Origin of the sequence: Nostoc cf. commune SO-36 (assembly GCF_023734775.1) — a bacterium.
Classification (GTDB): domain Bacteria; phylum Cyanobacteriota; class Cyanobacteriia; order Cyanobacteriales; family Nostocaceae; genus Nostoc; species Nostoc commune_A.
The window spans coordinates 4,564,295-4,587,715 of record NZ_AP025732.1 but is presented as its reverse complement, the minus strand read 5'-3'; the positions used below and the strand labels follow the sequence as shown (position 1 = coordinate 4,587,715).

21 protein-coding genes and 2 pseudogenes are annotated in these 23,421 nt (G+C 42.6%); 15 read left to right on the top strand and 8 right to left on the bottom strand.

Translation table 11 applies throughout. The annotated features are described in order from the left end of the window. Nucleotides 1-43: 43 nt before the first annotated feature. On the top strand, nucleotides 44-1,126 hold the full coding sequence (locus tag ANSO36C_RS20650; protein ID WP_251956031.1) for a tetratricopeptide repeat protein: 1,083 nt from the start codon (nucleotides 44-46) through the stop codon (nucleotides 1,124-1,126). A 61-nt stretch (nucleotides 1,127-1,187) separates the two neighbouring features. Here the strand turns inward: ANSO36C_RS20650 and ANSO36C_RS20645 are convergent, their stop codons facing one another. From ANSO36C_RS20645 to hisG, 3 genes and pseudogenes are all read right to left on the bottom strand, one after another. Then, nucleotides 1,188-2,231, bottom strand: a complete 1,044-nt coding sequence (locus tag ANSO36C_RS20645) for a hypothetical protein (protein WP_251956030.1) — start codon at nucleotides 2,229-2,231, stop codon at nucleotides 1,188-1,190. Nucleotides 2,232-2,611: 380 nt separating this feature from the next. After that, nucleotides 2,612-4,067, bottom strand: a pseudogene (locus tag ANSO36C_RS20640) (sensor histidine kinase). 469 nt (nucleotides 4,068-4,536) lie between these two features. Then, the gene (hisG, locus tag ANSO36C_RS20635; RefSeq protein WP_251956029.1) at nucleotides 4,537-5,181 is read right to left on the bottom strand and encodes an ATP phosphoribosyltransferase; all 645 of its coding nucleotides are present in this window, start codon (nucleotides 5,179-5,181) and stop codon (nucleotides 4,537-4,539) included. Between the two features lie 120 nt (nucleotides 5,182-5,301). On the opposite strand from hisG, the gene rppA reads away from it, so the two are divergent. From rppA to cysE, 3 genes are all read left to right on the top strand, one after another. Next, a complete protein-coding gene (rppA, locus tag ANSO36C_RS20630) occupies nucleotides 5,302-6,000 on the top strand; it encodes a two-component system response regulator RppA (protein ID WP_251960393.1) in 699 nt (232 codons plus the stop codon). A gap of 285 nt (nucleotides 6,001-6,285) precedes the next feature. Continuing rightward, nucleotides 6,286-6,777 (top strand): hypothetical protein, encoded by a 492-nt coding sequence (locus ANSO36C_RS20625; protein ID WP_251956028.1) that lies wholly within the window; start codon nucleotides 6,286-6,288, stop codon nucleotides 6,775-6,777. Between the two features lie 153 nt (nucleotides 6,778-6,930). After that, nucleotides 6,931-7,692, top strand: coding sequence for a serine O-acetyltransferase (gene cysE / locus ANSO36C_RS20620; protein WP_251956027.1), 762 nt, complete (start codon nucleotides 6,931-6,933; stop codon nucleotides 7,690-7,692). 45 nt (nucleotides 7,693-7,737) lie between these two features. Here the strand turns inward: cysE and ANSO36C_RS20615 are convergent, their stop codons facing one another. Beyond that, nucleotides 7,738-8,322, bottom strand: a complete 585-nt coding sequence (locus tag ANSO36C_RS20615; RefSeq protein WP_251956026.1) for an Npun_F5749 family FMN-dependent PPOX-type flavoprotein — start codon at nucleotides 8,320-8,322, stop codon at nucleotides 7,738-7,740. A 280-nt stretch (nucleotides 8,323-8,602) separates the two neighbouring features. Here ANSO36C_RS20615 and ANSO36C_RS20610 point away from each other — a divergent pair, with 280 nt between their 5' ends. From ANSO36C_RS20610 to aroC, 5 genes are all read left to right on the top strand, one after another. After that, on the top strand, nucleotides 8,603-8,935 hold the full coding sequence (locus tag ANSO36C_RS20610) for a rhodanese-like domain-containing protein (RefSeq protein ID WP_251956025.1): 333 nt from the start codon (nucleotides 8,603-8,605) through the stop codon (nucleotides 8,933-8,935). 467 nt (nucleotides 8,936-9,402) lie between these two features. After that, entirely contained in the window at nucleotides 9,403-10,512 is a 1,110-nt protein-coding gene (hrcA, locus tag ANSO36C_RS20605) for a heat-inducible transcriptional repressor HrcA (RefSeq protein WP_251956024.1), read from the top strand. A gap of 123 nt (nucleotides 10,513-10,635) precedes the next feature. Continuing rightward, nucleotides 10,636-11,310, top strand: a complete 675-nt coding sequence (locus ANSO36C_RS20600; RefSeq protein WP_251956023.1) for a DUF2834 domain-containing protein — start codon at nucleotides 10,636-10,638, stop codon at nucleotides 11,308-11,310. Nucleotides 11,311-11,573: 263 nt separating this feature from the next. After that, nucleotides 11,574-12,656 carry a photosystem II q(b) protein gene (gene psbA, locus ANSO36C_RS20595; RefSeq protein ID WP_251956022.1) on the top strand — a complete coding sequence of 361 codons (1,083 nt, stop codon included), beginning with the start codon at nucleotides 11,574-11,576 and terminating at the stop codon, nucleotides 12,654-12,656. Between the two features lie 179 nt (nucleotides 12,657-12,835). Next, entirely contained in the window at nucleotides 12,836-13,924 is a 1,089-nt protein-coding gene (aroC, locus tag ANSO36C_RS20590) for a chorismate synthase (protein WP_251956021.1), read from the top strand. Between the two features lie 370 nt (nucleotides 13,925-14,294). Here aroC and trmB read toward each other — a convergent pair whose 3' ends face one another. Next, nucleotides 14,295-14,942: a tRNA (guanosine(46)-N7)-methyltransferase TrmB gene (gene trmB, locus ANSO36C_RS20585; RefSeq protein WP_251956020.1), complete on the bottom strand. Its 648-nt coding sequence runs from the start codon at nucleotides 14,940-14,942 to the stop codon at nucleotides 14,295-14,297. 349 nt (nucleotides 14,943-15,291) lie between these two features. Between trmB and ANSO36C_RS20580 the strand changes: the two genes are divergently transcribed. From ANSO36C_RS20580 to ANSO36C_RS20570, 3 genes and pseudogenes are all read left to right on the top strand, one after another. Then, nucleotides 15,292-16,020, top strand: a complete 729-nt coding sequence (locus ANSO36C_RS20580; protein ID WP_251956019.1) for a MotA/TolQ/ExbB proton channel family protein — start codon at nucleotides 15,292-15,294, stop codon at nucleotides 16,018-16,020. Between the two features lie 41 nt (nucleotides 16,021-16,061). After that, nucleotides 16,062-16,747, top strand: a pseudogene (locus ANSO36C_RS20575) (biopolymer transporter ExbD). A 261-nt stretch (nucleotides 16,748-17,008) separates the two neighbouring features. Then, nucleotides 17,009-17,371, top strand: coding sequence for a phage holin family protein (locus tag ANSO36C_RS20570; RefSeq protein ID WP_251956018.1), 363 nt, complete (start codon nucleotides 17,009-17,011; stop codon nucleotides 17,369-17,371). A gap of 476 nt (nucleotides 17,372-17,847) precedes the next feature. Here the strand turns inward: ANSO36C_RS20570 and psb29 are convergent, their stop codons facing one another. Beyond that, complete coding sequence (psb29, locus tag ANSO36C_RS20565; RefSeq protein WP_251956017.1) at nucleotides 17,848-18,555, bottom strand: photosystem II biogenesis protein Psp29; 708 nt, start codon at nucleotides 18,553-18,555, stop codon at nucleotides 17,848-17,850. A 208-nt stretch (nucleotides 18,556-18,763) separates the two neighbouring features. Here psb29 and ANSO36C_RS20560 point away from each other — a divergent pair, with 208 nt between their 5' ends. Then, the gene (locus ANSO36C_RS20560) at nucleotides 18,764-19,360 is read left to right on the top strand and encodes a chromophore lyase CpcT/CpeT (RefSeq protein WP_251956016.1); all 597 of its coding nucleotides are present in this window, start codon (nucleotides 18,764-18,766) and stop codon (nucleotides 19,358-19,360) included. A 57-nt stretch (nucleotides 19,361-19,417) separates the two neighbouring features. Here ANSO36C_RS20560 and ANSO36C_RS20555 read toward each other — a convergent pair whose 3' ends face one another. Beyond that, nucleotides 19,418-19,786: an STAS domain-containing protein gene (locus ANSO36C_RS20555; RefSeq protein ID WP_012411454.1), complete on the bottom strand. Its 369-nt coding sequence runs from the start codon at nucleotides 19,784-19,786 to the stop codon at nucleotides 19,418-19,420. A 240-nt stretch (nucleotides 19,787-20,026) separates the two neighbouring features. Then, entirely contained in the window at nucleotides 20,027-21,070 is a 1,044-nt protein-coding gene (gene hemF / locus ANSO36C_RS20550; protein ID WP_251956015.1) for an oxygen-dependent coproporphyrinogen oxidase, read from the bottom strand. A gap of 450 nt (nucleotides 21,071-21,520) precedes the next feature. Between hemF and ANSO36C_RS20545 the strand changes: the two genes are divergently transcribed. Next, nucleotides 21,521-22,045: an SRPBCC family protein gene (locus ANSO36C_RS20545; RefSeq protein WP_251956014.1), complete on the top strand. Its 525-nt coding sequence runs from the start codon at nucleotides 21,521-21,523 to the stop codon at nucleotides 22,043-22,045. Nucleotides 22,046-22,307: 262 nt separating this feature from the next. After that, complete coding sequence (locus ANSO36C_RS20540) at nucleotides 22,308-23,378, top strand: Mrp/NBP35 family ATP-binding protein (RefSeq protein WP_251956013.1); 1,071 nt, start codon at nucleotides 22,308-22,310, stop codon at nucleotides 23,376-23,378. Nucleotides 23,379-23,421: the final 43 nt, after the last annotated feature.

Genomic DNA, 23,421 nt, shown 5'->3' with positions numbered 1-23,421 from the left:
CTTAAACCTTCTACTTAAACCTGCAACTTTACGGGTAACTTTTATGAAACAACGGCTTGTATTTCCCTGGCAAAAGGTAGGCTTAATTTGTGTAGGTAGGATTTCTCGTCCCCAAATACTTTCATACAGCTTTTTACTGTTTACTTTCTTGCTGAGTCCTGTAAATGCGGGTGTGGTTGATATTACGCAACAACTCCATCGCCCTCTAAATAATTCCGTTGGACGACAATCAAGAGATGAAGCAGATAGTTTGTTGCGTATTGGCGAACAACAATACACTTCAGGATATGCCGATAAAACAATTGCATCTTGCTTGCGGGCACTAAAACTATATCATTCAATTGGCGACCTCAAATCACAAGGTCTGACATACAATTTGCTTGCTAAAGCTTATGTCCAGCTAGGTAGTTTAAAAGAGGCGGAAGATGCTTTTAGACGAGGATTAGCGATCGCTCGTGATACTAAAGACTTCCAATCTGAGATTTTTGTGCTGAATAATATCAGCACATTTATGCTGCAACAAGGGGAATATACTACTGCTGGTAAAACTGTTGAAGATGCACTCGCCATTGCTCACGGTGTCAAAAATATTGAAGGGGAAGGTTTATCTTTAAGTAATTTGGGTTTGGTAACTGCCAGGTTGGGGGATTATAACAAGGCGATAAAATTGTATGAAAATTCTTTAATATTCCGCCGTCAGACTGGCGATGCCATCGGTGAAGCAAATACCCTGAATAATTTAGGAGATGCTTATTTAGCATCGGGAAATTATCAGGATACAATTGCCACTTATGGGGTAGCAATGCGGACAGCTAAAATTAACCGCGATCGCACTAATGAATTACGGGCAATTGACGGATTAGTTACGGCACACAGTGCTGTAGGACGCTATGAACGGGCTTTTGACTTACTAGAGCAACGTTTAGCACTCGCTAAAGAATTGCAAAATTTGCGAGAAGAATTAAAATGTTTTGAATCTTACGCTCAGTTATATAAGCAACAAGGTAATTACCTCACTGCCCGAAATTTTTACGAAAGGGCAATTATACTGGCGCGGACATTGGAAGATAGCAAGCAAGAAGTGCAATTACTGGATCAGCTAACTAAAATGCTTCAGCAAAAGTAGCAGTTAAAAGTTAGGAGTGAAGACTTCTTTAACTTTTCACTCCTAAATCTTCACTCTTTGATTAATTCAAAAATACTGAACCGTTTGGTTCAATTCTCATCGCACTTCTGCCCTGTGCTGTATTGGTGGCTTCCTTAAATGTAACTTCCAAGGTTCCTGCCTCTGAAGAAGCTTGTGGAGTTACTATCAACTGTCCGCCATCTTCTCGTTCAAATGTTACCGTTAGTGGTGTCCTTAGACCTTGCAGTGTCACATTGTATTTACCTTGTAGCGATCGCGGTGCTGTATCGCCAATCACTTGGTAGGTTACATTAGCCGCAGTGTCATTTACCAACCTGATATTAACCGTACCATTATTGAGTGCGATCGTTGCACTGGGGGTTTGCCGTGGTTGTAACACTGATGGTTGGTCAGTGGAAACCGCCCCTGGTGAAGGCTGTTGACTGCGATCACCAGGAACTGGCTGTGGTGGTACGGGGGACATTTGCCCCTCAGTTGGAGGAACTGGGCGAGGTGGTCTAACACCTGGCTGTGGTGGTACGGGGGACATTTGTCCCTCAGTTGGAGGAACTGGGCGAGGTGGTCTAACACCTGGCTGTGGTGGTACGGGGGACATTTGCCCCTCAGTTGGAGGAACTGGGCGAGGTGATCTAGCGCCTGGCTGTGGTGGTACGGGGGACATTTGTCCCTCAGTTGGAGGAACTGGGCGAGGTGGTCTAGCACCTGGTTGTGGTGGTACGGGAGCCTGAGAGCGGTTGTAAGGCGGTTCGGTAAAAATACTAGGACTTGGGTTCAGTGTTGAAGAAATATTTGCTGGATCTGCTTCACCACCAACACCAAACCTTATTTGCTCTTGTGATGGGGTAGCGGGGACAGGAAGAAGCCCTTGAGCAGCTAGTCTTTGCGTTAACGCATTGGGAGGACAGCCCTGTGGCACTACAACCTGACTATTATGGGGTTCTTCGTAGAAAATACTAGGGCACGGATTAACTTTGAGAGTAGATTCTTGTGCTAATGCTTGAGGAATTGCTGGCAGACTAATCAGCAATCCCCCACAAATAGCGCTAAATAAATCAGCAGACTTGCGGAAATTTTGAGGCTTCATATTCATTATTGACTCCTAGAATAACTTCAATTTTTCTTTTCTAGAAAAATTTATCCAGTAGAAAATTAAATTAGGTTTTATCGTTAATTTAGTACATCTAATATTTAACAAACTACTCGATTTTCCGTATCTAACTAAGGAAACGAAAATAATATCAAAAAATAAATATATTTCATCCTCAAGACTGAAAGCCTTAATTCTTAGATTAGATAAGACTAAAGACTTTGAATCTTTGCCATTGAACATATCCTTGCAAATTTAAATTATTTTTAACCAGATAATGATAACGCTCAAAAATAATTTTAAGGCTAATAGTGCAAGTCAGTTTTAGTTGAATAAAATTCTACATCTATCATAGGAAACAAAAATTTATGACTAAATCAAGACTCAAGAGTTATTGGTAAGGTGACAGTAAATGTGGTGCCAATGCCTTGGGTACTTTCAACTTGAATATGACCTTGGTGATGTTCGACAATAGCTTGAGCGATCGCTAATCCCAATCCTGAACCAGTAGCATTAGCTGTAGTTGTATTCCCACTAGTATGAGTACGTGCCGGATCTACCCGATAAAAGCGATCAAACAAGCATGGTAGCGCTTCTGCTGGAATTCCAACTCCGGTATCAGTCACTTTAACTTGCAACTGGGCACTGGTGTTACGTAGCCTAGAAACACGATTTATTCCGTCTATCCGCGCCAATTCCACTTTCACCCGTCCACCTGCTGGAGTGTAATGCAAGGCATTAGAAATCAAATTTGTGAACAGCCGCACCAATTGATCCCAATTGCCCACAAGGGTAAACCAATTTTCCAGCAATTCGGGGTTAGTTTCGGAAGCAGGAGGGTCAACTAAATCTAGAGAAAGGGTGATTTTTTGTTCAGGGGCTAACAATTGCTGTTCTTCAACCACTTCCATCAACAAAGCATCCAGAGGACAAGGTGAAAAAGTATCTTTGCTAATACCACTATCCTGCCGTGCTAGGAAGAGTAAGTCATTAACTAACTTACCTAAACGCTGCGTTAAACGTTCTATCATCTTTAACTGTTGCCGATACTGCATAGAAGTAGTTGCTTCTGACGCTGTTAAATCCAAATCAGCAAGGGCAACCTGCACATTGGTTTGAATCAAAGTAATGGGACTTCTAAGTTCGTGGGAAGCATCAGCAGTAAATTGTTTGAGCCGTTGATAAGACTCACCTACAGGTTCCATCGCTTTACCCGAAAGAAACCAACCACTTGCACCTACAGAAAGCACCATTAAGCCAATACCTAGCGCCAAATCAAAAATCAATTGGCGACTGGGCTTAGTGACTTCAAACCAGGGATGACTAACACGCAGATATCCTAATACTTGTCGTCCCAAGTCTACACGTTGTGTAATCTGCCTTAATAACAGTGGTGAGTCAGAAGTTTTGAATTTTGAATCTTTACTCTCATTCTTGACTACACGCACAGTTTCACCAGTGCGGTTGGCACGAATGGGAATATTTAGAGGTTCCGATAGCGTTGACCAAAGTAATTTACCCGTTGGACTAAACCATTCTAGGTCGATGTGGTCATCTTCTACGGCATCAGTATTTTCACGTAAACTAGCTTCTACATTAATGCGAAATTTATCTGCATCAGCATTAATTGGCTCAAATATGAGCGTAGACGCGCAGCGACTGTTTGTAATACAACGCTCTACTATTTCCACAACATGGTTAAGGGTGTCATCAATCCGCCTCAATCAACGTACTACGAACATATAAATAAACCCCACTGGCAAACAGAAGGAGTAATACAGCAGTGACCGCAGTGTACCAAATTGCCAGACGGCGGCGAGTAGCCTGAAACATATTTTTTCATCTATTTTTTTGACTAAAATCTTCACAATACGTATTTATAGCGCTAAAAAGTTGCTTATTTTTTCGCTTTATAAATTGAAGATCATAACAATATTGTTTATAAAAAATTTAATCCTTTGTATGTGTGAAGTTGCTAAATGCAATACAAGGTACGGGTAGCTTATTGGTGTCAATTATTTAAGTCAAAACTCTTTGAAAATTGGGCTGCTGTCACGAGTAATAAAAGTAGAGCCTCTGTATAGACATTCCCAGCATGAAGCTGGGAACGAGGCAATGTCTCAGAATGTCTTGACTAATTTTTAAGTTAAATTGACACACACTACGAGATGCCCACCCCACAAGAAGTAGTTGAGTATTTTTTGGAAGTCCCTTAAATTAGGAATTACTGTCTTGTGTACCAGAAGCTACGAAAAGGTAGGGTTGGCGATGTAGGAGCGTTATTACTAATTACAAACTGGTATTAAACCTCTACCAAAAGTGCTTCTCGGAGCTTGGCAATCACATCACTCAGATTCCCCGTGTTCAAGCGGTAACTCAGAGGATGGGCAATCAACCGCGCCGTGCTTTCATACAGAGTCGCAATTTCAATCAAACCATTTTCCCGTAAAGTCCTGCCTGTGGAAACTAAATCCACGATCGCTTCTGACATTCCAGTAATTGGGCCTAGTTCCACTGAACCATACAAGGGAACTATTTCTACAGGTAAATCTAGACTGTGGAAATATTCACGAGCGCAATTTACATACTTGGAAGCAACTCTACCATGCGGTGGTAAATCTAAAGGCGATCGGTAAGAACTGTTTGCTTTTACCGCCACCGACATCCGACAATGCCCAAACTGTAAATCGACTAAATGGGCAACTTGCGGCTGTTTCTCACGCAGCACATCATAACCAACAACACCCAGTTGTGCCTGACCATATTCTACATAAACGGGCACATCCTGCGCCCGCACAAGCAAACCTTTCGCTTGTCCGCTAGCGTCGGTAATCTGAAGTTGACGTTTTCCTGAATCTAAAAAAGCACTAAAATCTAATCCTACAGCTTGTAGCAAGCGGATGCTATTTTTAAGTAGTTCCCCTTTGGGCAATGCAACAGTCAGCATTCTTTTTATTGGTATCCTTAGCGTCTCGGCAGTTCACTAATATTGAGAATATCTCTATTGCTGACAAAATTTTCAGCACAAAGACTATTGGCTTCTCGTGGGAATGTCAAGACAAGCAGCATGAGAATTTTATTAGTTGATGATGAAGTTGAACTAACTCAACCCTTGAGTCGCTTGTTAACTCGTGAAAGTTACACTGTAGATGCCGCCTACGATGGCACATCTGGCAGCGAACTTGCACAAGCAGGTAGTTATGACTTGCTGATTTTAGATTGGATGTTGCCAGGAAAAACTGGGTTACAGATTTGTCAAGAATTGCGAAACCAAGGTAAAACCACTCCAGTACTCTTTCTCACAGCTAAAGATACTCTCGATGACCGTGTACAAGGTTTAGACGCTGGTGCAGACGACTATTTAGTTAAACCTTTTGAACTGCGGGAATTACTCGCAAGAGTCCGTGCTTTATTACGTCGTTCCGGTTCCCAAACCAATGAAACTACTACTGGACGTTTAAGCGTTGCTGATTTAGAACTCGATTGTGAAAATCAAGTAGCCTATCGTCAAGGACGGATAATTGAGCTATCGCAAAAAGAAAGCCAGTTGTTGCAATACTTTATGGAACACACTGGACAACTACTAACTCATGCCCAGATTATGCAAAATTTATGGCAAGAGGAAGAACAACCTAGCAGCAATGTGATAGCGGCATTAATTCGCTTGCTGCGCCGTAAGATTGAAGTACGTAAAGAAACTACACTGATTCACACGGTATATGGTAAAGGCTATCGTTTTGGTGTTTCCTCAGTAGAGTCAGTTTAGCGAAGAAACTTTTATCTGGTAGGCACTGCTTACTGTTTGCTTAAAACCTAATTTTTACGATACTTTGACTGCTTTTAAGCCCCTTTGTAAAAAACTAAAATGCTCACGTTGAGGATTGTAGGTGCTATCTAGTTTCAGAACAACCTAGCAATTAGCTGCTTTCTTTCCAAACTAATTACTTGTGGCACATTTTTATGTGGCACACATAACTGAAATTTCACTGGATTTTTTTCATTAGAATATGTATATATCATTACTAATTTAAAAGCCTGTTGGAGGGCTACTATGAAATACTGTTGCCCCCGACTTCAGTTTCGCGGCAGTTGTCTGTTGGTTATACTTGTCGCCATTACAGCTACCCCTGTAATAGCAGAGACAGCAAATTTTGGCACTTTCAATTTATCAACAAACTTTGATCAAGCACAAGGAACAATGCAGGGTTCCACAGGTGGTTCTTACTCATTGTCTGCCATAAGTAACCGCGATCGCGATCAAAAAGCCTGTATTGGTTTTGCCGATCCTACTCCAGATCACATCATGGTTTTGGAAAATGACTTTTCCCAGTTAACAATCCAAGTTGATAGCAACAATAACGATACAACTTTGCTAATTCAAGGCCCAGATCAAAATACAATTCGTTGCGGCGATGACACTGGCAAAAGTAAAGATGCTAGCGTTAGCGATCGCAACTGGAAACCTGGCACTTATAAAATTTGGGTAGGTACATTTAATAATGGAGTGAAGCACGACTATACTCTAAAAGTTGAGCAGCAGTGATGATGACTGAGGGCTGGGGAAGAAGCAAAAGAGAAGAATTTTCCCCTCTGCCTCTTTATTAATGCCCAATGCCCCATTCCCAATTTTTAGGTGTAACACCTGAGAGGATAATATGGGAGAGTAGCTTGTTGTGCTTTCCGAGGGTGCTATCTCGTGCTATCTATACTGCGTGCTGACTTTCGTATCATATTTGAACGTGACCCAGCTGCCCGTAACTGGTTGGAAGTTTTATTTTGTTACCCTGGTTTGCAAGCCCTGCTATTCCATAGGCTGGCTCACTGGCTGTATGCTCTTGGTCTTCCCTTCATTCCCCGGCTGATTTCTCACTTGGCTCGGTTTTTGACTGGAATTGAAATCCACCCTGGTGCAGTCATTGGGAAAAGTGTGTTTATTGACCACGGCATGGGTGTAGTAATTGGTGAAACTGCGATCGTGGGAGACTATGCCCTAATTTATCAAGGTGTCACCCTTGGGGGGACTGGTAAAGAATGTGGCAAGCGCCATCCAACTGTGGGTGAAAACGTCGTAGTCGGGGCTGGAGCGAAGGTATTGGGCAATATCCAAATTGGCAATAATGTCCGTATTGGTGCAGGTTCTGTTGTTCTCAGGGATGTACCTTCAGACTGTACTGTGGTAGGTGTGCCTGGGCGCATTATGTATCGTTCTGGAGTTCGGGTTTCACCTCTTGAACACAATAACTTACCAGATTCAGAAGCTCAAGTAATTCGTGCTTTAGTAGACCGAATTGAGGCGTTGGAAGAACAAATACAAACTCTTCAGCGCAATTCTTCAGAAAAAACTCCTGTTTTAGTGGGTTGTTTAGCCACCAAAGAGGATGAGCCAACCCACGATCCTCGCTGGTGCAACCTCAAAGATAAGACTATCCAGCAATTTCTAGATGGTGCTGGCATTTAGTTAAAAGTCAAAGGTTAAGGGTCAATCTTTTGACTCTTGACTAAATCACGGATTAATCGCTTCGCTAGACCACTCTTGCTGCTGATTACGGTGGTAAAGCCATCGATTTTGTGGTTCGCCGCGTAATTCTAAATGGTCTACTTGCACTGGATCGAGTAGCAGGAGACAAAAATTAGGGAGTGGCTCAACAGGATTGGGCGGTGATGGCTCAAAGGCTCCTGCTTCTTGGATTCTGGGTTTACCAGGATAAGGCCAACCAAACTGTAAACGCGCTGCATCACTTAATTCTTGCCACATTGCGATCCGGGCTGGCTGTAAATTCTGGTGAGAATCATCGCTGCTGATTAGGGTCAAATATCCAGCGATGCGGAATTGTTCTCGTGTATTGGGAAAGTACCAGCAAACTTCTGCCCAAGGTTGTTGCTGTATCTGGTCAGCTTTAGCACTACGGTTATCAGTGATAAATTTTAGCTGGTTTGTATCTTCCAGAAAGCCGCGAAAGACTAGGGTACGATTAGCGGGACGACCATTCGCTTGTAGCGTTGCTAGTTGCAGATAACGGGCATAAACAAGGCTGCGGTTGCGATGGAGCGCATGAGCGATCGCACTTCGCCAAGGAGCAAGAGACATTATACAATTCTGTTGGTAATCTAGCGCCAGGTATTCCTGAACATACTACCACTTCAATACTCCTGGTTGAGCGCCAGTGATTCCTAAAAGTTTTCTAACGCCAAGAATCTATAAATCAGCCTCCGCAAAAACTGTACTTTTTGTCAACTACTTCTACTGGACTGCCTCTCTAGCAGAATTAATCAACCCCTTGAGAATGGATGCTGATGTCAAGGCAGAAATTTTCTGTCACCATAAACAGTATTAGGACTGTTTACGAAAACCTCATGACAGGGAACTCATGAATCAAATTAGTGTAGAAGAACTGGCGCAACGTCTTTCTTCTAGTGATCCAAGTATTCAGCTAGTAGATGTGCGTGAACCACAAGAATTGGAGATCGCTAGCATTGAGGGCTTTGTCAACCTACCTTTAAGTCAATTTGTCGAATGGGGAGATCAAGTACCTACCCTCTTCAATCCCCAAGCTGAAACACTTGTGCTATGCCACCACGGCATCCGTTCTGCCCAGATGTGCCAGTGGTTGATGGCTCAAGGATTTACAAATGTGCAAAATATTTCGGGTGGTATTGCTGCTTATTCCCTACTGGTAGACCCTTCAATTCCCCAATATTAGCTTTTTCAGATACATCACTCAGATGGAACTTACCCTTCCATCTGGCATTTGCTATGCTAAAAGCAGAAGTTCATCACTTTAGAGGCTTGCCGGAAAGCTGTAGATTTGGGCATAAGGTACATCTGCACAAAAATTTTTGACTAGGCCAAACTATAGTTCAGCATTAGCCATTGCCAAAAAATACGTATCTAATAATACTGTTGTAATTGCAAATTTATGCAAAAGTACGGTTATAAAAGAGCATGGTAAGGATACATTATAACTAGCAGTTTTTGCAAAAAGCTTTAGCTACTATTTCAACCTTACTCTTAAAAAATGCTGTATGTATATGAGCTTTAAGAATACTTATCATTATATAGTTATATAATTTGCTATCTTAATAAATTATTAATATTTTCTGTTTTCGATTAAACACACAAATTTTTTCAGAGTTTGATTAAAATTTGCCTTCAGCAAAACATACCATAATGGAAGTTCAGTTAACAAATCGACAACAGCATATACTTTGGGCAACGGTACGCCACTACATTGCGACAGCAGAGCCTGTTGGTTCAAAGGCTTTAGTCGAAGAGTACGACCTGGGTGTAAGCTCGGCGACAATTCGCAATGTGATGGGTGTTTTAGAAAAGTCTGGATTACTTTATCAACCACACGCTTCTGCTGGACGCGTACCTTCAGATTCAGGCTATCGCATTTATGTTGACCAACTAATTACACCTTCTCTGCGAGACGCTACGCGAACAGAAACTTTAGGGCGAGAAGTAGAGGTAGCGCTGCAAAAGCATCTCCAGTGGGAAGACCGCAGTTTAGAAACCCTACTGCAAGGAGCCGCACAAATTTTAGCAACCTTAAGTGGTTGCATTAGCTTGATCACCATGCCGCAAACGACTACAGCGCTATTGCGACATCTGCAATTAGTGCAAATTGAAGCCGGGCGGATCATGCTGATTGTCGTAACTGATGGTTACGAGACACATTCTAAATTGATGGATTTATCGCCAACACCAGAAGAAACACAACGCGATTCAGAGGTAATCGATCGCGAGGTACAGATTGTTTCTAACTTTTTGAATAGCCACTTGCGGGGGCGAAGTCTGTCGGAATTAGCCTACCTCAACTGGAGCGAACTAGATCAGGAGTTCCAACGTTACGGGGAATTCTTGAAAAACTCAGTTGCGGAATTGACTCGTCGAACTCTTGCGCCGACTGCAACCCAAATTATGGTTCGGGGTGTGTCAGAAGTTTTGCGCCAACCAGAATTTTCCCAGTTACAGCAAGTACAAACGATTATCCACCTGCTGGAAGAAGAACAAGACCAACTGTGGCGATTAATATTTGAGGAGCCAGAACCAGAAGATGGTGCTAAACCAAAGGTAACGGTTCGCATTGGCGCAGAAAACCCATTAGAACCGATACGCACCTGCACCTTAATTTCTTCCAACTATCGCCGAGGTTCGATACCCGTAGGAAGTGTGGGAGTTTTGGGGCCAACGCGCCTAGATTATGAAAGTGCGATCGCAGTAGTAGCATCTGCTGCTGATTATCTCTCGGAAGCTTTCAGCTACTTCAATCCTTAAATCGTATGAGATGATATTTAGGGAAAAGCCGCTACGGAGTCTAAGCGAATCAACAATATAATAGCAAGCAAATAGCCCAATTTGTAGCGGCAAAATTAATAATTAAAACTACGTAAATCTTTCATGGTTAGAAAAATTGCCTTTGGCTTGCTGTGGCTGGGATTGGTTGTCTATGCTTTTTTCCTTGCGCCTCCTGAGCAACCCGGTACATTGGAGTTAATTAAAAACCTTTCTCTTGGGCAGTGGGAGGGCATTAAACCATTAGTCATAGCACTATTCAACATCATGGGCATCTGGCCTCTAATTTACAGCGGAGTATTGTTTATTGATGGTAGAGGGCAAAAAATACCTGCTTGGCTGTTTGCGATCCCTTCTTTCGCAGTTGGTGCTTTTGCCTTGTTACCCTACTTAGCCCTTAGAGAACCAAATAATGAGTTTGTTGGTAAAAAGAATATCTTGCTTAAGCTGCTAGATTCTCGTGTTACTGGTTTTGTATTGATAGTAGGCACAGTTATTCTAGTTGCTTACGGTTTAAAAGGAGGAGATTGGGGCAGTTTTGTCCAAGAGTGGCAAACTAACCGCTTTATCCATGTAATGAGTTTAGATTTTTGTCTACTTTCCCTACTCTTTCCCGCATTGCTGGGAGATGATATGGCGCGTCGCGGTTGGAAAAATTCGCAGTTTTTCTGGTTAATAGCCTTGATACCGCTATTTGGTCCATTGATTTATTTATCTGTGCGTCCACCTTTACAAGAAGTGGGTGTAGAGTCCATATCCAACCAGCCAGTGGCGAATTAAACTGGAGACTAGGGCTTAGGGGCTTCGCACCCCTACGTTAAGGATTTTGGAAATGTCTAATCCAAAATCTAAAATTTAAAATCAAAAATCGTATCATCCAAAGTCCCCTTTTTCAATAAATTGGGGATTTTCTGTGGGTGCGTAAATCCCAAGAGAAAACTTTTTTCTGAAAGTACTTTACAAAACGCAATAAATTATTTAAGATGTGTAACAGGTAGTCAAACCTACCTAATTCATCCACAAATAATTGCACTTATAAAACAATGACAGCAACCATTCAACGTCGCGAAAGCGCCAACGTATGGGAGCGGTTCTGCAATTGGATCACCAGCACCAACAACCGCATTTACATCGGTTGGTTCGGCGTAGTCATGATTCCAACCCTGCTAGCCGCTACCGCCTGCTTCGTAATCGCCTTCATCGCTGCTCCTCCAGTAGACATCGATGGTATCCGTGAACCAGTTGCAGGTTCATTAATCTATGGAAACAACATCATCTCCGGTGCAGTTGTTCCTTCCTCCAACGCAATCGGCTTGCACTTCTACCCAATTTGGGAAGCAGCATCCTTAGACGAGTGGTTGTACAACGGTGGCCCTTACCAATTGGTAATTTTCCACTTCCTGATTGGCGTATTCTGCTACTTAGGTCGTGAATGGGAACTATCTTACCGCTTAGGTATGCGTCCTTGGATTGCTATAGCTTATTCTGCTCCAGTAGCAGCAGCAAGTGCAGTCTTCTTGGTATACCCCATCGGACAAGGATCATTCTCAGATGGTATGCCTTTGGGTATTTCTGGAACCTTCAACTTCATGATCGTGTTCCAAGCAGAACACAACATCTTGATGCACCCCTTCCACCAACTTGGCGTAGCTGGTGTATTCGGTGGTTCCTTGTTCTCTGCAATGCACGGTTCTTTGGTAACTTCCTCCTTGGTTCGTGAAACAACCGAAACCGAATCTCAAAACTACGGTTACAAATTCGGTCAAGAAGAAGAAACATACAACATCGTTGCCGCCCACGGTTACTTCGGTCGTCTCATCTTCCAATACGCTTCATTCAACAACAGCCGTTCACTGCACTTCTTCTTAGCAGCATGGCCTGTAATCGGCATCTGGTTCACCGCCTTGGGTGTAAGCACAATGGCGTTCAACTTGAACGGTTTCAACTTCAACCAATCAATCATTGACTCTGAAGGTCGTGTGATTGCAACTTGGGCAGACGTAATCAACCGCGCTAACCTGGGTATGGAAGTAATGCACGAGCGCAACGCTCACAACTTCCCTCTTGATTTGGCTGCTGGTGACTTTGCTCCTGTGGCTCTAACCGCTCCTGCTATCAACGGTTAATTCTCAAGTCTTAGCTAAATGAGAAAGCGCCCTCTCGCAACGGAGGGCGCTTTCTCTATTTGTACTAGGTAAAAGATTGGTTAACGTCATACAGTCCAAGTGCCAGAACAAGCACAAAAATAAACTTTTGCACAAACTCTAGGTAAAATACATAAGCCTAATCCTTTTTCTTTAAGATCATGGGCAACACTTTTGGTCATCTATTTCGCATCACTACTTTTGGTGAATCTCACGGCGGCGGTGTGGGGGTTGTGATTGATGGTTGTCCTCCACAACTAGAAATTTCGGCCGAAGAAATTCAAGTAGAATTAGATAGAAGGCGTCCGGGACAAAGCAAAATTACTACCCCTCGCAAAGAAGCAGATACCTGCGAGATTTTATCAGGGGTATTTGAAGGCAAAACATTAGGAACGCCTATAGCGATTTTGGTACGCAACAAAGATGCTCGTTCGCAAGATTACGACGAGATGGCCGAGAAGTATCGCCCTTCTCATGCGGATGCAACTTATGATGCAAAATATGGCATTCGTAATTGGCAAGGCGGGGGTAGGTCGTCAGCACGTGAGACAATTGGCAGAGTAGCAGCAGGTGCGATCGCTAAAAAAATTCTCCGTCAAGTTGCCAATGTTGAAGTTATTGGTTACGTCAAGCGCATTAAGGACTTGGAAGGTGTAGTCGATCCAAATACTGTCACCTTAGAACAAGTGGAAAGCAACATCGTTCGCTGTCCCGATGCTGAATGTAGCGATCGCATGATTGAATTAATTGAGCAAGTTGGGAGACTTGGTGATTCTATCGGCGGTGTCGTAGAATGTGTAGCGCGTAACGTACCGAAAGGTTTGGGCGAGCCAGTATTTGATAAATTGGAAGCTGATATCGCTAAGGGTGTGATGTCTCTTCCTGCTAGCAAAGGCTTTGAAATCGGTTCCGGTTTTGGCGGGACGTTGTTAACGGGAATTGAGCATAACGACGAATATTATATTGATGAAAATGGTGAAATTCGCACTGTAACTAACCGTTCTGGTGGTATTCAAGGGGGAATTTCTAACGGGGAAAATATCATTTTACGAGTTGCATTTAAGCCGACGGCGACAATTAGAAAAGAGCAAAAGACAGTAACTCGTGAAGGTGAAGAAACTCTATTGGCTGCGAAAGGACGACACGATCCTTGTGTGTTACCGCGTGCAGTTCCAATGGTTGAGGCGATGGTGGCGCTGGTATTGTGTGACCATTTGTTACGGCATCATGCACAGTGTAAGGTGTTGTAGGAATTCTACTTTGACTTTCAGAAAATATTTATGCTTCGGGGGTGGGTGTCTGACTCGCCCTTTTTTATCTGTATTGCTATGGTAGCGGATAACACATTTAACTACGTGCGATCGCATCTACTATCAATATGGATAAAGAGTCTCAAAATTGCTTAGAACACTTTGCTGCTTTAAAGTCCAAATACCAAGCAACTCAATATAAAGATTTATTACCCCCTAGTTTGCTGTATCTCATACTACGAAAACTCTTAGGTAATGTTTAATAAAATGTAATAAGCAAGACTTAGGTAATATTAACAAATTTTTATAAAGCTGCTCAATAAAACTTCAAATTCAAAATTTGAAAATAGAGTTGATATTATAAACATCTCTATTCTGTACTTCTCACCCTTTCAAACAAAGCCCGATAAATAGGTTCACCTTTTTTTTGCGTGCCTATTTCCCTTTCTGTGGAAACTGGTAGGGGATTTTCAGCCAACCATTCTTCTGTACCAACTTTCTGAAAAGCTGAATTAGCAGCAAAGCGATCGCGCATTTCCACAGCGACAAATTCCATATCTGATTGCAGAAACACAACTCCCCCAACCGCAAGATAATTAGCTAAGTCTGCCACTAATTCTGCTTGCACTACACGACGTTTAGCATGGCGGGTTTTAAACCAAGGATCGGGGAATTGAATTGTAACGCGTTGTAAACTTCCTGGAGGGAGGGAAGATAAAAGTGAGTGCAGTGAGTTATTTACATTGCAAAATAAATAATGCAGATTTGTCAAAGCTAACTCAGAACCTAACTTATTTGCCTCCGCCACTAGCGGTTCTCGAATTTCCAAGCCTAAATAATTCCAGTTGGGTTCTATCTTAGCCATATTCAGCAAAAATAGTCCTTTAGCGCAGCCAATATCTAAATGTAGTGGTTGATTTGGCTTTGCATAAATTTTTTCCCAGTCAAGCGGACTTGCTGGTGTTTGATACTTTTTACCAAGTGGATTAACATGTTGGCGGACTCGGACTGCTGCCAAAGTTTGCTCTCCTTTACGTGAAAATATCTTGCGATCAAACTCCAGGTTATAAGGAAGTCTAGCAAAAGTATGCCAAAAATTATCGGTCTATCATTAAACCTCTGACAAAAGTCCCTAAATTCCACCCCCAAAGCCTTCAACCGGACAGGGGAGACAAAGCACGGGGTAGGCTTATTCGAGCTTAAAAGTAATCAAGCGGACATGATCTTAGCCAAATACGTCACGCTTGCCCTGCTTTTTTAGGTTTGCGAGAAATTTATATTTTGGAAGTCCCTCATTTTGCATTAATCTCTAGAATTAAAATGCCTTAGCACATTTGCTTTAGTCATGGAGGGAGGAAGCTTAAACAGTGGATATTTTAGATTTGTTTTATAAAGGCGGGCCAGCAATGTGGCCTCTGCTTGTTCTGTCGATTCTGTCTTTGAGTGTGATTTTCGAGCGTTTGTGGTTCTGGTTGCGAATTTTTGCTCAGGAAAAGCAAATAGTCGATCGCGTTGTGGATGCTGCCCAGGATAATTGGGAAGTAGCTGCGGACATTGCAAGACAAGCAAGCAATCAGCCTGTCGGACGTTTTCTCTACGCCCCTCTACGTTTAGCGAAAAGTGATGCGGAAACCTTTCGGCTAGCATTAGAGGCTACGGCGGAAGACGAATTAGCGGGGATGCGGCGGGGCGAAAAACTTTTAGAAGCCGTGATTGCTCTAGCGCCTCTGCTGGGATTGTTAGGTACGGTTTTAGGTTTAATCCAGTCTCTACGCTCAATTAGAATTGGCGATTTGGGAACTGAATCTACTGCTGGGGTGACTACTGGTATTGGTGAATCCTTAATTAGTACTGCAACTGGGCTAATAGTTGCCATCATTAGTTTGGTATTTTACCGCTTATTTCAAAGTTTTGTTGTCAACCAAGTTAAAGTTTTTCGGAAGGCAGGAAATGAGATGGAATTGCTCTATCGTCAATCTCCTCCTAACTTTAGCAATAGTGCATCAACAATTGTTCGGGAAAATATCACTCCACCCCGCAAGCCAGGAAAGACTAGAGTTTCTGAATCTCCTGAACCCCCGAATACACCTAATTAATACTCAATAATTCAACCCCTGAACCAAGCTTGAGATAAGACATGAAAGTTAATCTACATACTCCAATTGAAGAAGTCCAAATTCAAATCATTCCTTTAATTGATGTCGTTTTTTGTATCCTGACGTTTTTTTTATTAGCAGCATTACAATTTACACGGCAACAGGCAATAAATGTTGATTTACCTAAAGCCAGCCCCAGTACAGTATCTGGAATAACGTCACAGAGTGGTAGCCTAATTGTGACTATCGATGCCGTTGGCAATACTTACATAGAAAAACAGCCTGTGAAACAAGAAGATTTGGGACAAAGGTTAAAACAGTATCTCCAAGGAAACCCCAGTGCTGTTGTTGTGCTGAATGCTTCGCGGACAGCAACTTACAATGATGTAATTGAGACATTGGACTTACTGCGGCAAGTAGGGGGCGATCGCGTGTCTTTAGGAATTATTCCTGGCCCATCTCAACTACCCACAAATTTACCAAATCAACCAATTGTCCCTTCTTTCCCAATAAATCCTGAGACTGCACCAGTTCCCGGTATAAATCCCGAAGGGAATCTTACCCTAAATTTCCCTTAGCACCTAATTCCGTACCCTTGCCCACGATAAATAGTAAACCTCCAACTGGACAAGGTATCAGTCCTATTAATCCTGGTATTTCCAATCCTCCAGCATCGCAAGAAGCGCCCGTAGCACCCAAACAAACCCAACCTACTCTTAAAAGATGAGATAGGGGTATGGGGCATTGGCAAGAGGCAGTGAGGCAGGGGAGGTAGTTTTTCTCCCTACCTCCCCTGCTTCTTCATCTCCCTCTGCCTCCCTGCTTCCCTTCAATATTCTTCCCAATCCTAAAGATATCTAAAATAAAATTAGGTTAGAGAAAATTTTCCTGCTAATTTATAGATAATTGGTTGAGCTTTAAAGATTTTTTCACCGATAAACTAAAGTAATTTATCACCAATTGCCATTCACGTTTCAGGGGTTGTGGCATGAATATAGTGACGCTTTTAATTGTTTGGCTAGTAACAGCTATCAGCCTGTTAATAATTAGTAAATTGCCTTTGGGAGTTGAAATCGACACTCCTGGCAAAGCCTTCCTTTCTGCCGCAGTGCTTGGTATCGTGACGGCAATAGTCAGACCGATTTTAAGGCTCGTTTTTGCCGTACCAAATTTACTCACATTAGACTTGTTATCCGGCATTTTCACATTTATGATTGCCGTGGTTTGTTTTAGTATTGCTGCTTGGTTAGTAGAGGGCTTTCGCTTGCGTTACGGGATTTGGAGTGCTGTTATTGGAGCATTTTCGCTGACTATAATTAACAGCTTAATCTACAAATTATTGAACGTATAAATCCAATTCGCAATGGGCTAACGCCCCGCTCCGCTAACGCAATTAAACTCAGCCACTCACAATGGGCGAGGTTTTGAACCTTTACCGAACAGAATTCAGGAGTCAGGAGTCAGAATTCAGAATGAATTCTGTACGACTGGTGGATAGCGTAGCGTTAGCGAGTATTCGAGCGTCGCGTCTGAATAATCGGGTTTAAGACCCCCACCAAATTGAAAATTTGGTGGTCTTCAATCAGTCGCGGGTCTGAATCTCCGACTGATAGCGTTCGCGTAGCGTCTCTAAGAGTTGCGTTAGCGAGTCCGCGATAGCGGAGCGTTAGCGAGTATTTTCGAGTCGCGTCTTGATTCTGACTCCTGAATTCTGACTTCTGAATTCTTCTTCAATTTTTTCATAAACTTAAAAATTAGGAGTTAAGAGTGAAGAGTTATTAACAATTCCTTACTCATAACTCCTAACTCATCACTCCAACATTCTAACTATTCGTTAGAACTTGGAGGAGCAACTGAGGTAGTTGATTGTTGTTTACGTTGTTCGCGTTTTTTGCGATCGGCTGAGAGCATATCTGCCATCACTACCAACGCTTGCGCCATCTTCTCTAGGTTAGAACGGTATAATTCCAAATCCTTGTTGAGTTTGTCATCGGACAGGTGCAAGCCAGCAGCGATCGCTTTTAGCGCCTCAGTGAGTTGCTTTTCATCTTTGACTAATTCCGGATCTGACTGTTCTAATAACGAAAATACACCAATTGCGAACAAACGGTTGTATTTAAAGTTAGGATTGTTGGCGATCGCTTGCAGTTGTGCTTGCAAGTCAGTATCTCTATCTAAGTAAGTAGTTTGGGCCAGCCACCCAATTAAATCTTTAACAGGCAAACCTTTAGCTACAGCTTGCAATCTTTGGGCATCGTGTCGATAGTGTTGCGGATCTGTTTCTATAGCCTGACATAAGGCGTTAAAAATTGATTCTTGATCCCGTTCTGGTTGATAGCCTTCCATAAAACGGTCAAAAGTAGTGACGACACCCAAGGCATAAATTGGATTGTAGCTAAAATCGATATTTACTGACAGCAGATGCATTTCCACCATCAATTCTTCCACTACCCGACGATAAATAGTGTTGATCGGACGGGTGTGGAGATTGTAGAAAGTTCGCTTTGTATCAGAGACAGTACGGACGTTATTCACAAAGAAAAAGGAAATGTTAAGGGCGACGTATCTTTATTTTCTCGCTTAAAGGCTAGTTTGCCAAGTTGAGCTTTTGGCTGGTGACGATTTCATTTACAATATAAATAAATCAAAAGTATTTTATAACCTCTTGGGCACTGGATCTAAGACCATTTCTCCCAAAAGCTAGCCCAAAATTATCATCCTTAATGATTCGTTTATTGCATTTATGAACTTCTCGCCACAGTTAATGGCTTTAGGTGAGTACCTAGCTGGTGAATTTGATAATCGGGAACAAGCCATAGCCGAACCAATTTGGTATGTCCACCTGCGCCTGTGGCAAAGACCAGTTAATCTGTTTACAGAAGATAGCATCACCTTTTTTGCCGAACAGGCTAACGTTATTAACCTAGATCAAGCTTACCGTCAGCGAATTATCCGGTTGCGTCAGGGGAGCGACTCTGACGCAATCGTAGAAGTACAATATTATATGCCTCAAGAGCCAGGTATATTAAAAGGCGCAGGTCAAAACCCTGTTCTACTGAACAGATTGACACCCGAACAATTAGATTTACTACCAGGTTGTATACTAACAGTTACTTCAGAAAAACTAGCTGGCGATCGCTATAAATTTACCGCTAGCCCACTACCAGAAACCCGTTGCAGTTTTACTTATCTTGGTAATAGCGTGAATGTTTCATTGGGTTTTACAGCTACGGCGACAGAATTTCACAGCTACGACAAAGGAATTGATCCAGCAACAGGAAAAGCAACCTGGGGAGCGATTATGGGGCCTTATCGCTACACCAAGCGGAATCAGTATTAAATAAGATAAATTTATGAGTTATGAATTTTGAATTAACTCTTAACTCCTAACTCTTTTTTAACTGGCAATGCTACGAGGCACACCTTCTAAAGCTTCCTCTTCTGTTTCAAAAATTTCAAAGACAGTATCCATCATTGTCACTTCAAACACGAGTTTTGCTTCTGGATGTACATTGCAGATGCGGAAACTGCCCTTGACTTTATCAGCATCACGCATTCCAGCTACCAAAGAGGTGAGACCAGAACTATCAATAAAATTTACCTGAGCCAGATTTACAACTACATGGCGACTGAGTTTGGAAATACACTCTTGTAATTTCAGGCGAAATTGCCAAGCAGTGGTGATATCCAAACGACCTGCTGGTGTCAGGACAATAACGGTGTTTCCGTCTTGAGTTGTATAAGTTTTTTGGTCTATATGAATCACTAAAACTCTCCCCGTGGCATTCCTTTTAAGATTAGCTAGTTGCAGCATTTTTGAATGCTGTCACTTGAGATTAACAAGCTATAGCTAAAAATGTCACCTTTTTCTGCTAAGTGCTTAACTTTAGTAGTTTAACTCACCAAAATAATGCTGAGTAGCAATTTAAAAAGGAAGCGGGGATTATGGACTGAAAAGCAGGGACTGCAATATCTTTGCTAATACCCAATTTCCAGTCCCTAGCCTCTATTGAGGCGGTGTCCAATTGAGCCAATCTTGAGGCTTAAGGAAGGTTTCATACAACTCAGCTTCGGGAGAATTGGGTTCCGGTTTATAGCCGTATTCCCAGCGCACTAAGGGTGGTAAAGACATGAGAATTGATTCGGTGCGTCCGTTGGTTTGCAGACCAAAAATAGTGCCTCGGTCATAAACCAAGTTAAATTCTACATATCGTCCCCGGCGGTAAAGTTGAAAATTTCGTTGGCGATCGCCATACTCTATCCCATTGCGCCGTTCTACAATTGGTACGTAGGCTGGTAAAAATGCTCGACCACAGTCTTGCACAAAGGCAAATAAATCTTCCCAATTGCGGGTTGCTGGTGTTCCCACTTGGTTGCTATAAATAGCCGCTTCCCCATTGGGATTTGGCCCGCGATATAAAGCACCCTGACCATCTTGGTAATCAAAGAATAGACCACCTACACCCCGTGTCTCATCACGATGCTTCAGGTAAAAATATTCATCACACCACGGCTTAAACACTGAGTAATATTCTGGGTGGTGTTTGTCACAAGCCTGCTTCAATGTTTTGTGTAAATGTGCTGCATCTTCAGCAAAAGGGTAATAAGGTGTCAAATCCAGACCACCACCAAACCACCACACTGGCCCCGCTTCAAAATAGCGATAATTTAAATGAACTGTGGGTACATAAGGATTATGAGGATGTAATACCATTGAAGTCCCTGTAGCATAAAAGCCATGCCCTGCTGCTTCCGGGCGTTGGGCTAAAATCGAAGCTGGCAAATGGGAACCCCAAACTTCAGAAAAATTTACACCTGCTTGTTCAAATATTGCACCATCACGTAGCACGCGCGATCGCCCTCCCCCTCCCTCTGGGCGTTCCCAACTATCTTCATGAAACTTACCCACACCATCTACTTCTGCCAACGCGTCCGTAATTTCGTCTTGCAGTTGCTTCATAAACTGACTGACCCTAGCCTGAGCGTCAGTTGCTGGCAAAGATTTGGATGACTCTGCTTCTACAGTTGGTATTTGCGAGTTGGTCAACATAGATTCCCGAACCTAAATTACAATTTCCAGAAAGCCACAAATTTTTCATTTTAAAATTTGGGGGAAACACGCGCCAACAATCAAGCTTTATTTACCCAACCGGCTTTTTTATTACTGGTTAAGCATTTATACGATTGATAGGCATCACTAGAGTTATTTTCCCTCAAATGCGTATAGGCTTGTATATTGACTGAGTTTTTTTTGAAATTCTTAATTGGAACATTCTAGTATAAACACCAGACTTTAGTTTTAACCTTGAATTCTCAAGGGTTTGACTCTCCTACTCAGAACTTTTTTGCCATATTGCTGATGTTTTGCTATTGGAGCGCGTCCAGAATTAAGGCTTGCTATGGTTAGAGCATTTTTGAGAAAGTTTTAAATTAGGGGTTGAGCGTAGTTGCACACCATACCAGAGTTACCAGAAAGTGTCTAGGGAGGAGGATTAGGAAAATGCAAGGTTGGTTATCCAAATTCATCCACCGCAAACGTCGTCGGTTTTGCGCTTCTCTGGTGTGGACGTATCGAGAGATTAGCTCTGCTTCTGTAGATGAACTCTGGCAAAAAGTGGTTGACTTAACAGATGTTTCCTGGCATCCACAACTTAAGAGTACCAATGTCCCCCACGGATTAGTACCCAAACCAGGATTAATTTTTCAAGCCGTAACACGCTTTTCGCCGATTCCCATCCAGATTTTTGTAGAACGCGTCAATCCAAGAGAGATGCTGAGTATCCGAGTCTTGGCGATTCCTGGAATAGAGGAACGGGTGACATATCAAGTAGAGTCAACGGTTTGTGGTACTTGTTTGTCTTATTCTGTAACACTACGCGGATGGTTGTCGCCCTTAATTTGGTCTTTATCGCGTCCTTATGCAGACCGCGTTGCCCGGGCTTTAGTCGAGGCAGTAGAAAAGACGGCATTACCAGCGGTATCTAGTAAGAAAAAATCCCTTAATGATAGCTGTTTTGATTTTTAGAAGCTGGGCATTGGGGAAGTAGGAGAGCAGGGAATAGGTTACAGGGTACAGATTATTGCCACCTGTCTGTCTACCTGTCACTTCCCCCACAACATAATCCCAATGCCCAAAGAAAGTTAAGATTCTATTAGGTGATACTGCAATTTGCTAAGTTTTATTACGGCAGTGACAGTGATAACACTAAGCTGACCTTACTTAAGAAAGGCATCGAGTTAATAACTAAGATGTTCGCCACAGATGTATTTATTCATTTTGAATTTTTATGTACGATGTTCTCGATTCTCGCTCTGTGTTAGAAGTCTTGCGACCAGTGGAAGACCCAGAACTCCGCAAAAGTCTGGTGGAACTGAATATGATTCGCAACGTGAAAATTGACGGTGGCAGAGTTAGTTTCACTTTGGTGTTAACCACTCCTGCCTGTCCTTTACGTGAATTTATCGTTGAAGACTGTAAGAAAGCTGTCAAAAAACTCCCAGGCGTTACAGATGTCAGCATAGAAGTGACGGCAGAAACACCGCAACAAAAAAGTTTACCTGACCGCACTGGCATTTCTGGGGTGAAAAATATCATTGCTGTTTCCAGTGGCAAAGGTGGCGTTGGTAAAAGTACGGTGGCGGTGAATGTCGCAGTTGCTCTAGCTCAAACTGGGGCAAAAGTCGGTTTGCTAGATGCTGATATTTACGGCCCCAATGACCCTACCATGCTGGGTTTAGCCGATGCTCAAATTGTAGTACGTTCCACTGAAACAGGCGACATCTTAGAACCTGCTTTTAATCACGGTGTCAAATTAGTTTCAATGGGCTTTTTGATTGACCGAGATCAACCAGTAATTTGGCGGGGGCCTATGCTCAATGGTGTAATTCGTCAGTTTCTCTATCAAGTTGAATGGGGAGAACTGGATTATTTAATTGTAGATATGCCACCAGGAACCGGAGATGCTCAGTTAACTTTAACCCAAGCAGTGCCAATGGCAGGGGCAGTAATTGTCACCACGCCGCAAAATGTAGCTCTGTTAGATTCCCGTAAAGGATTGCGGATGTTCCAGCAGATGAATGTCCCAGTATTGGGGATCGTGGAAAATATGAGCTATTTTATACCTCCAGATCAACCAGATAAGCAGTATGACATCTTTGGTTCCGGTGGTGGTTCCAAAACATCTACTGAATTGGGAGTGCCACTCTTGGGGTGCGTACCCCTAGAGATTTCCACGCGAGTTGGTGGCGACAGTGGTGTACCGATAGTCGTTGGCGATCCAGATTCAGCTTCGGCAAAAGCATTAACAGCGATCGCTCTTAATATTGCTGGTAAAGTATCAGTTGCTGCTTTGACATAATTAATTTTAATTTCTATCTACTTCCTGGGCTATAGCTTGGGAA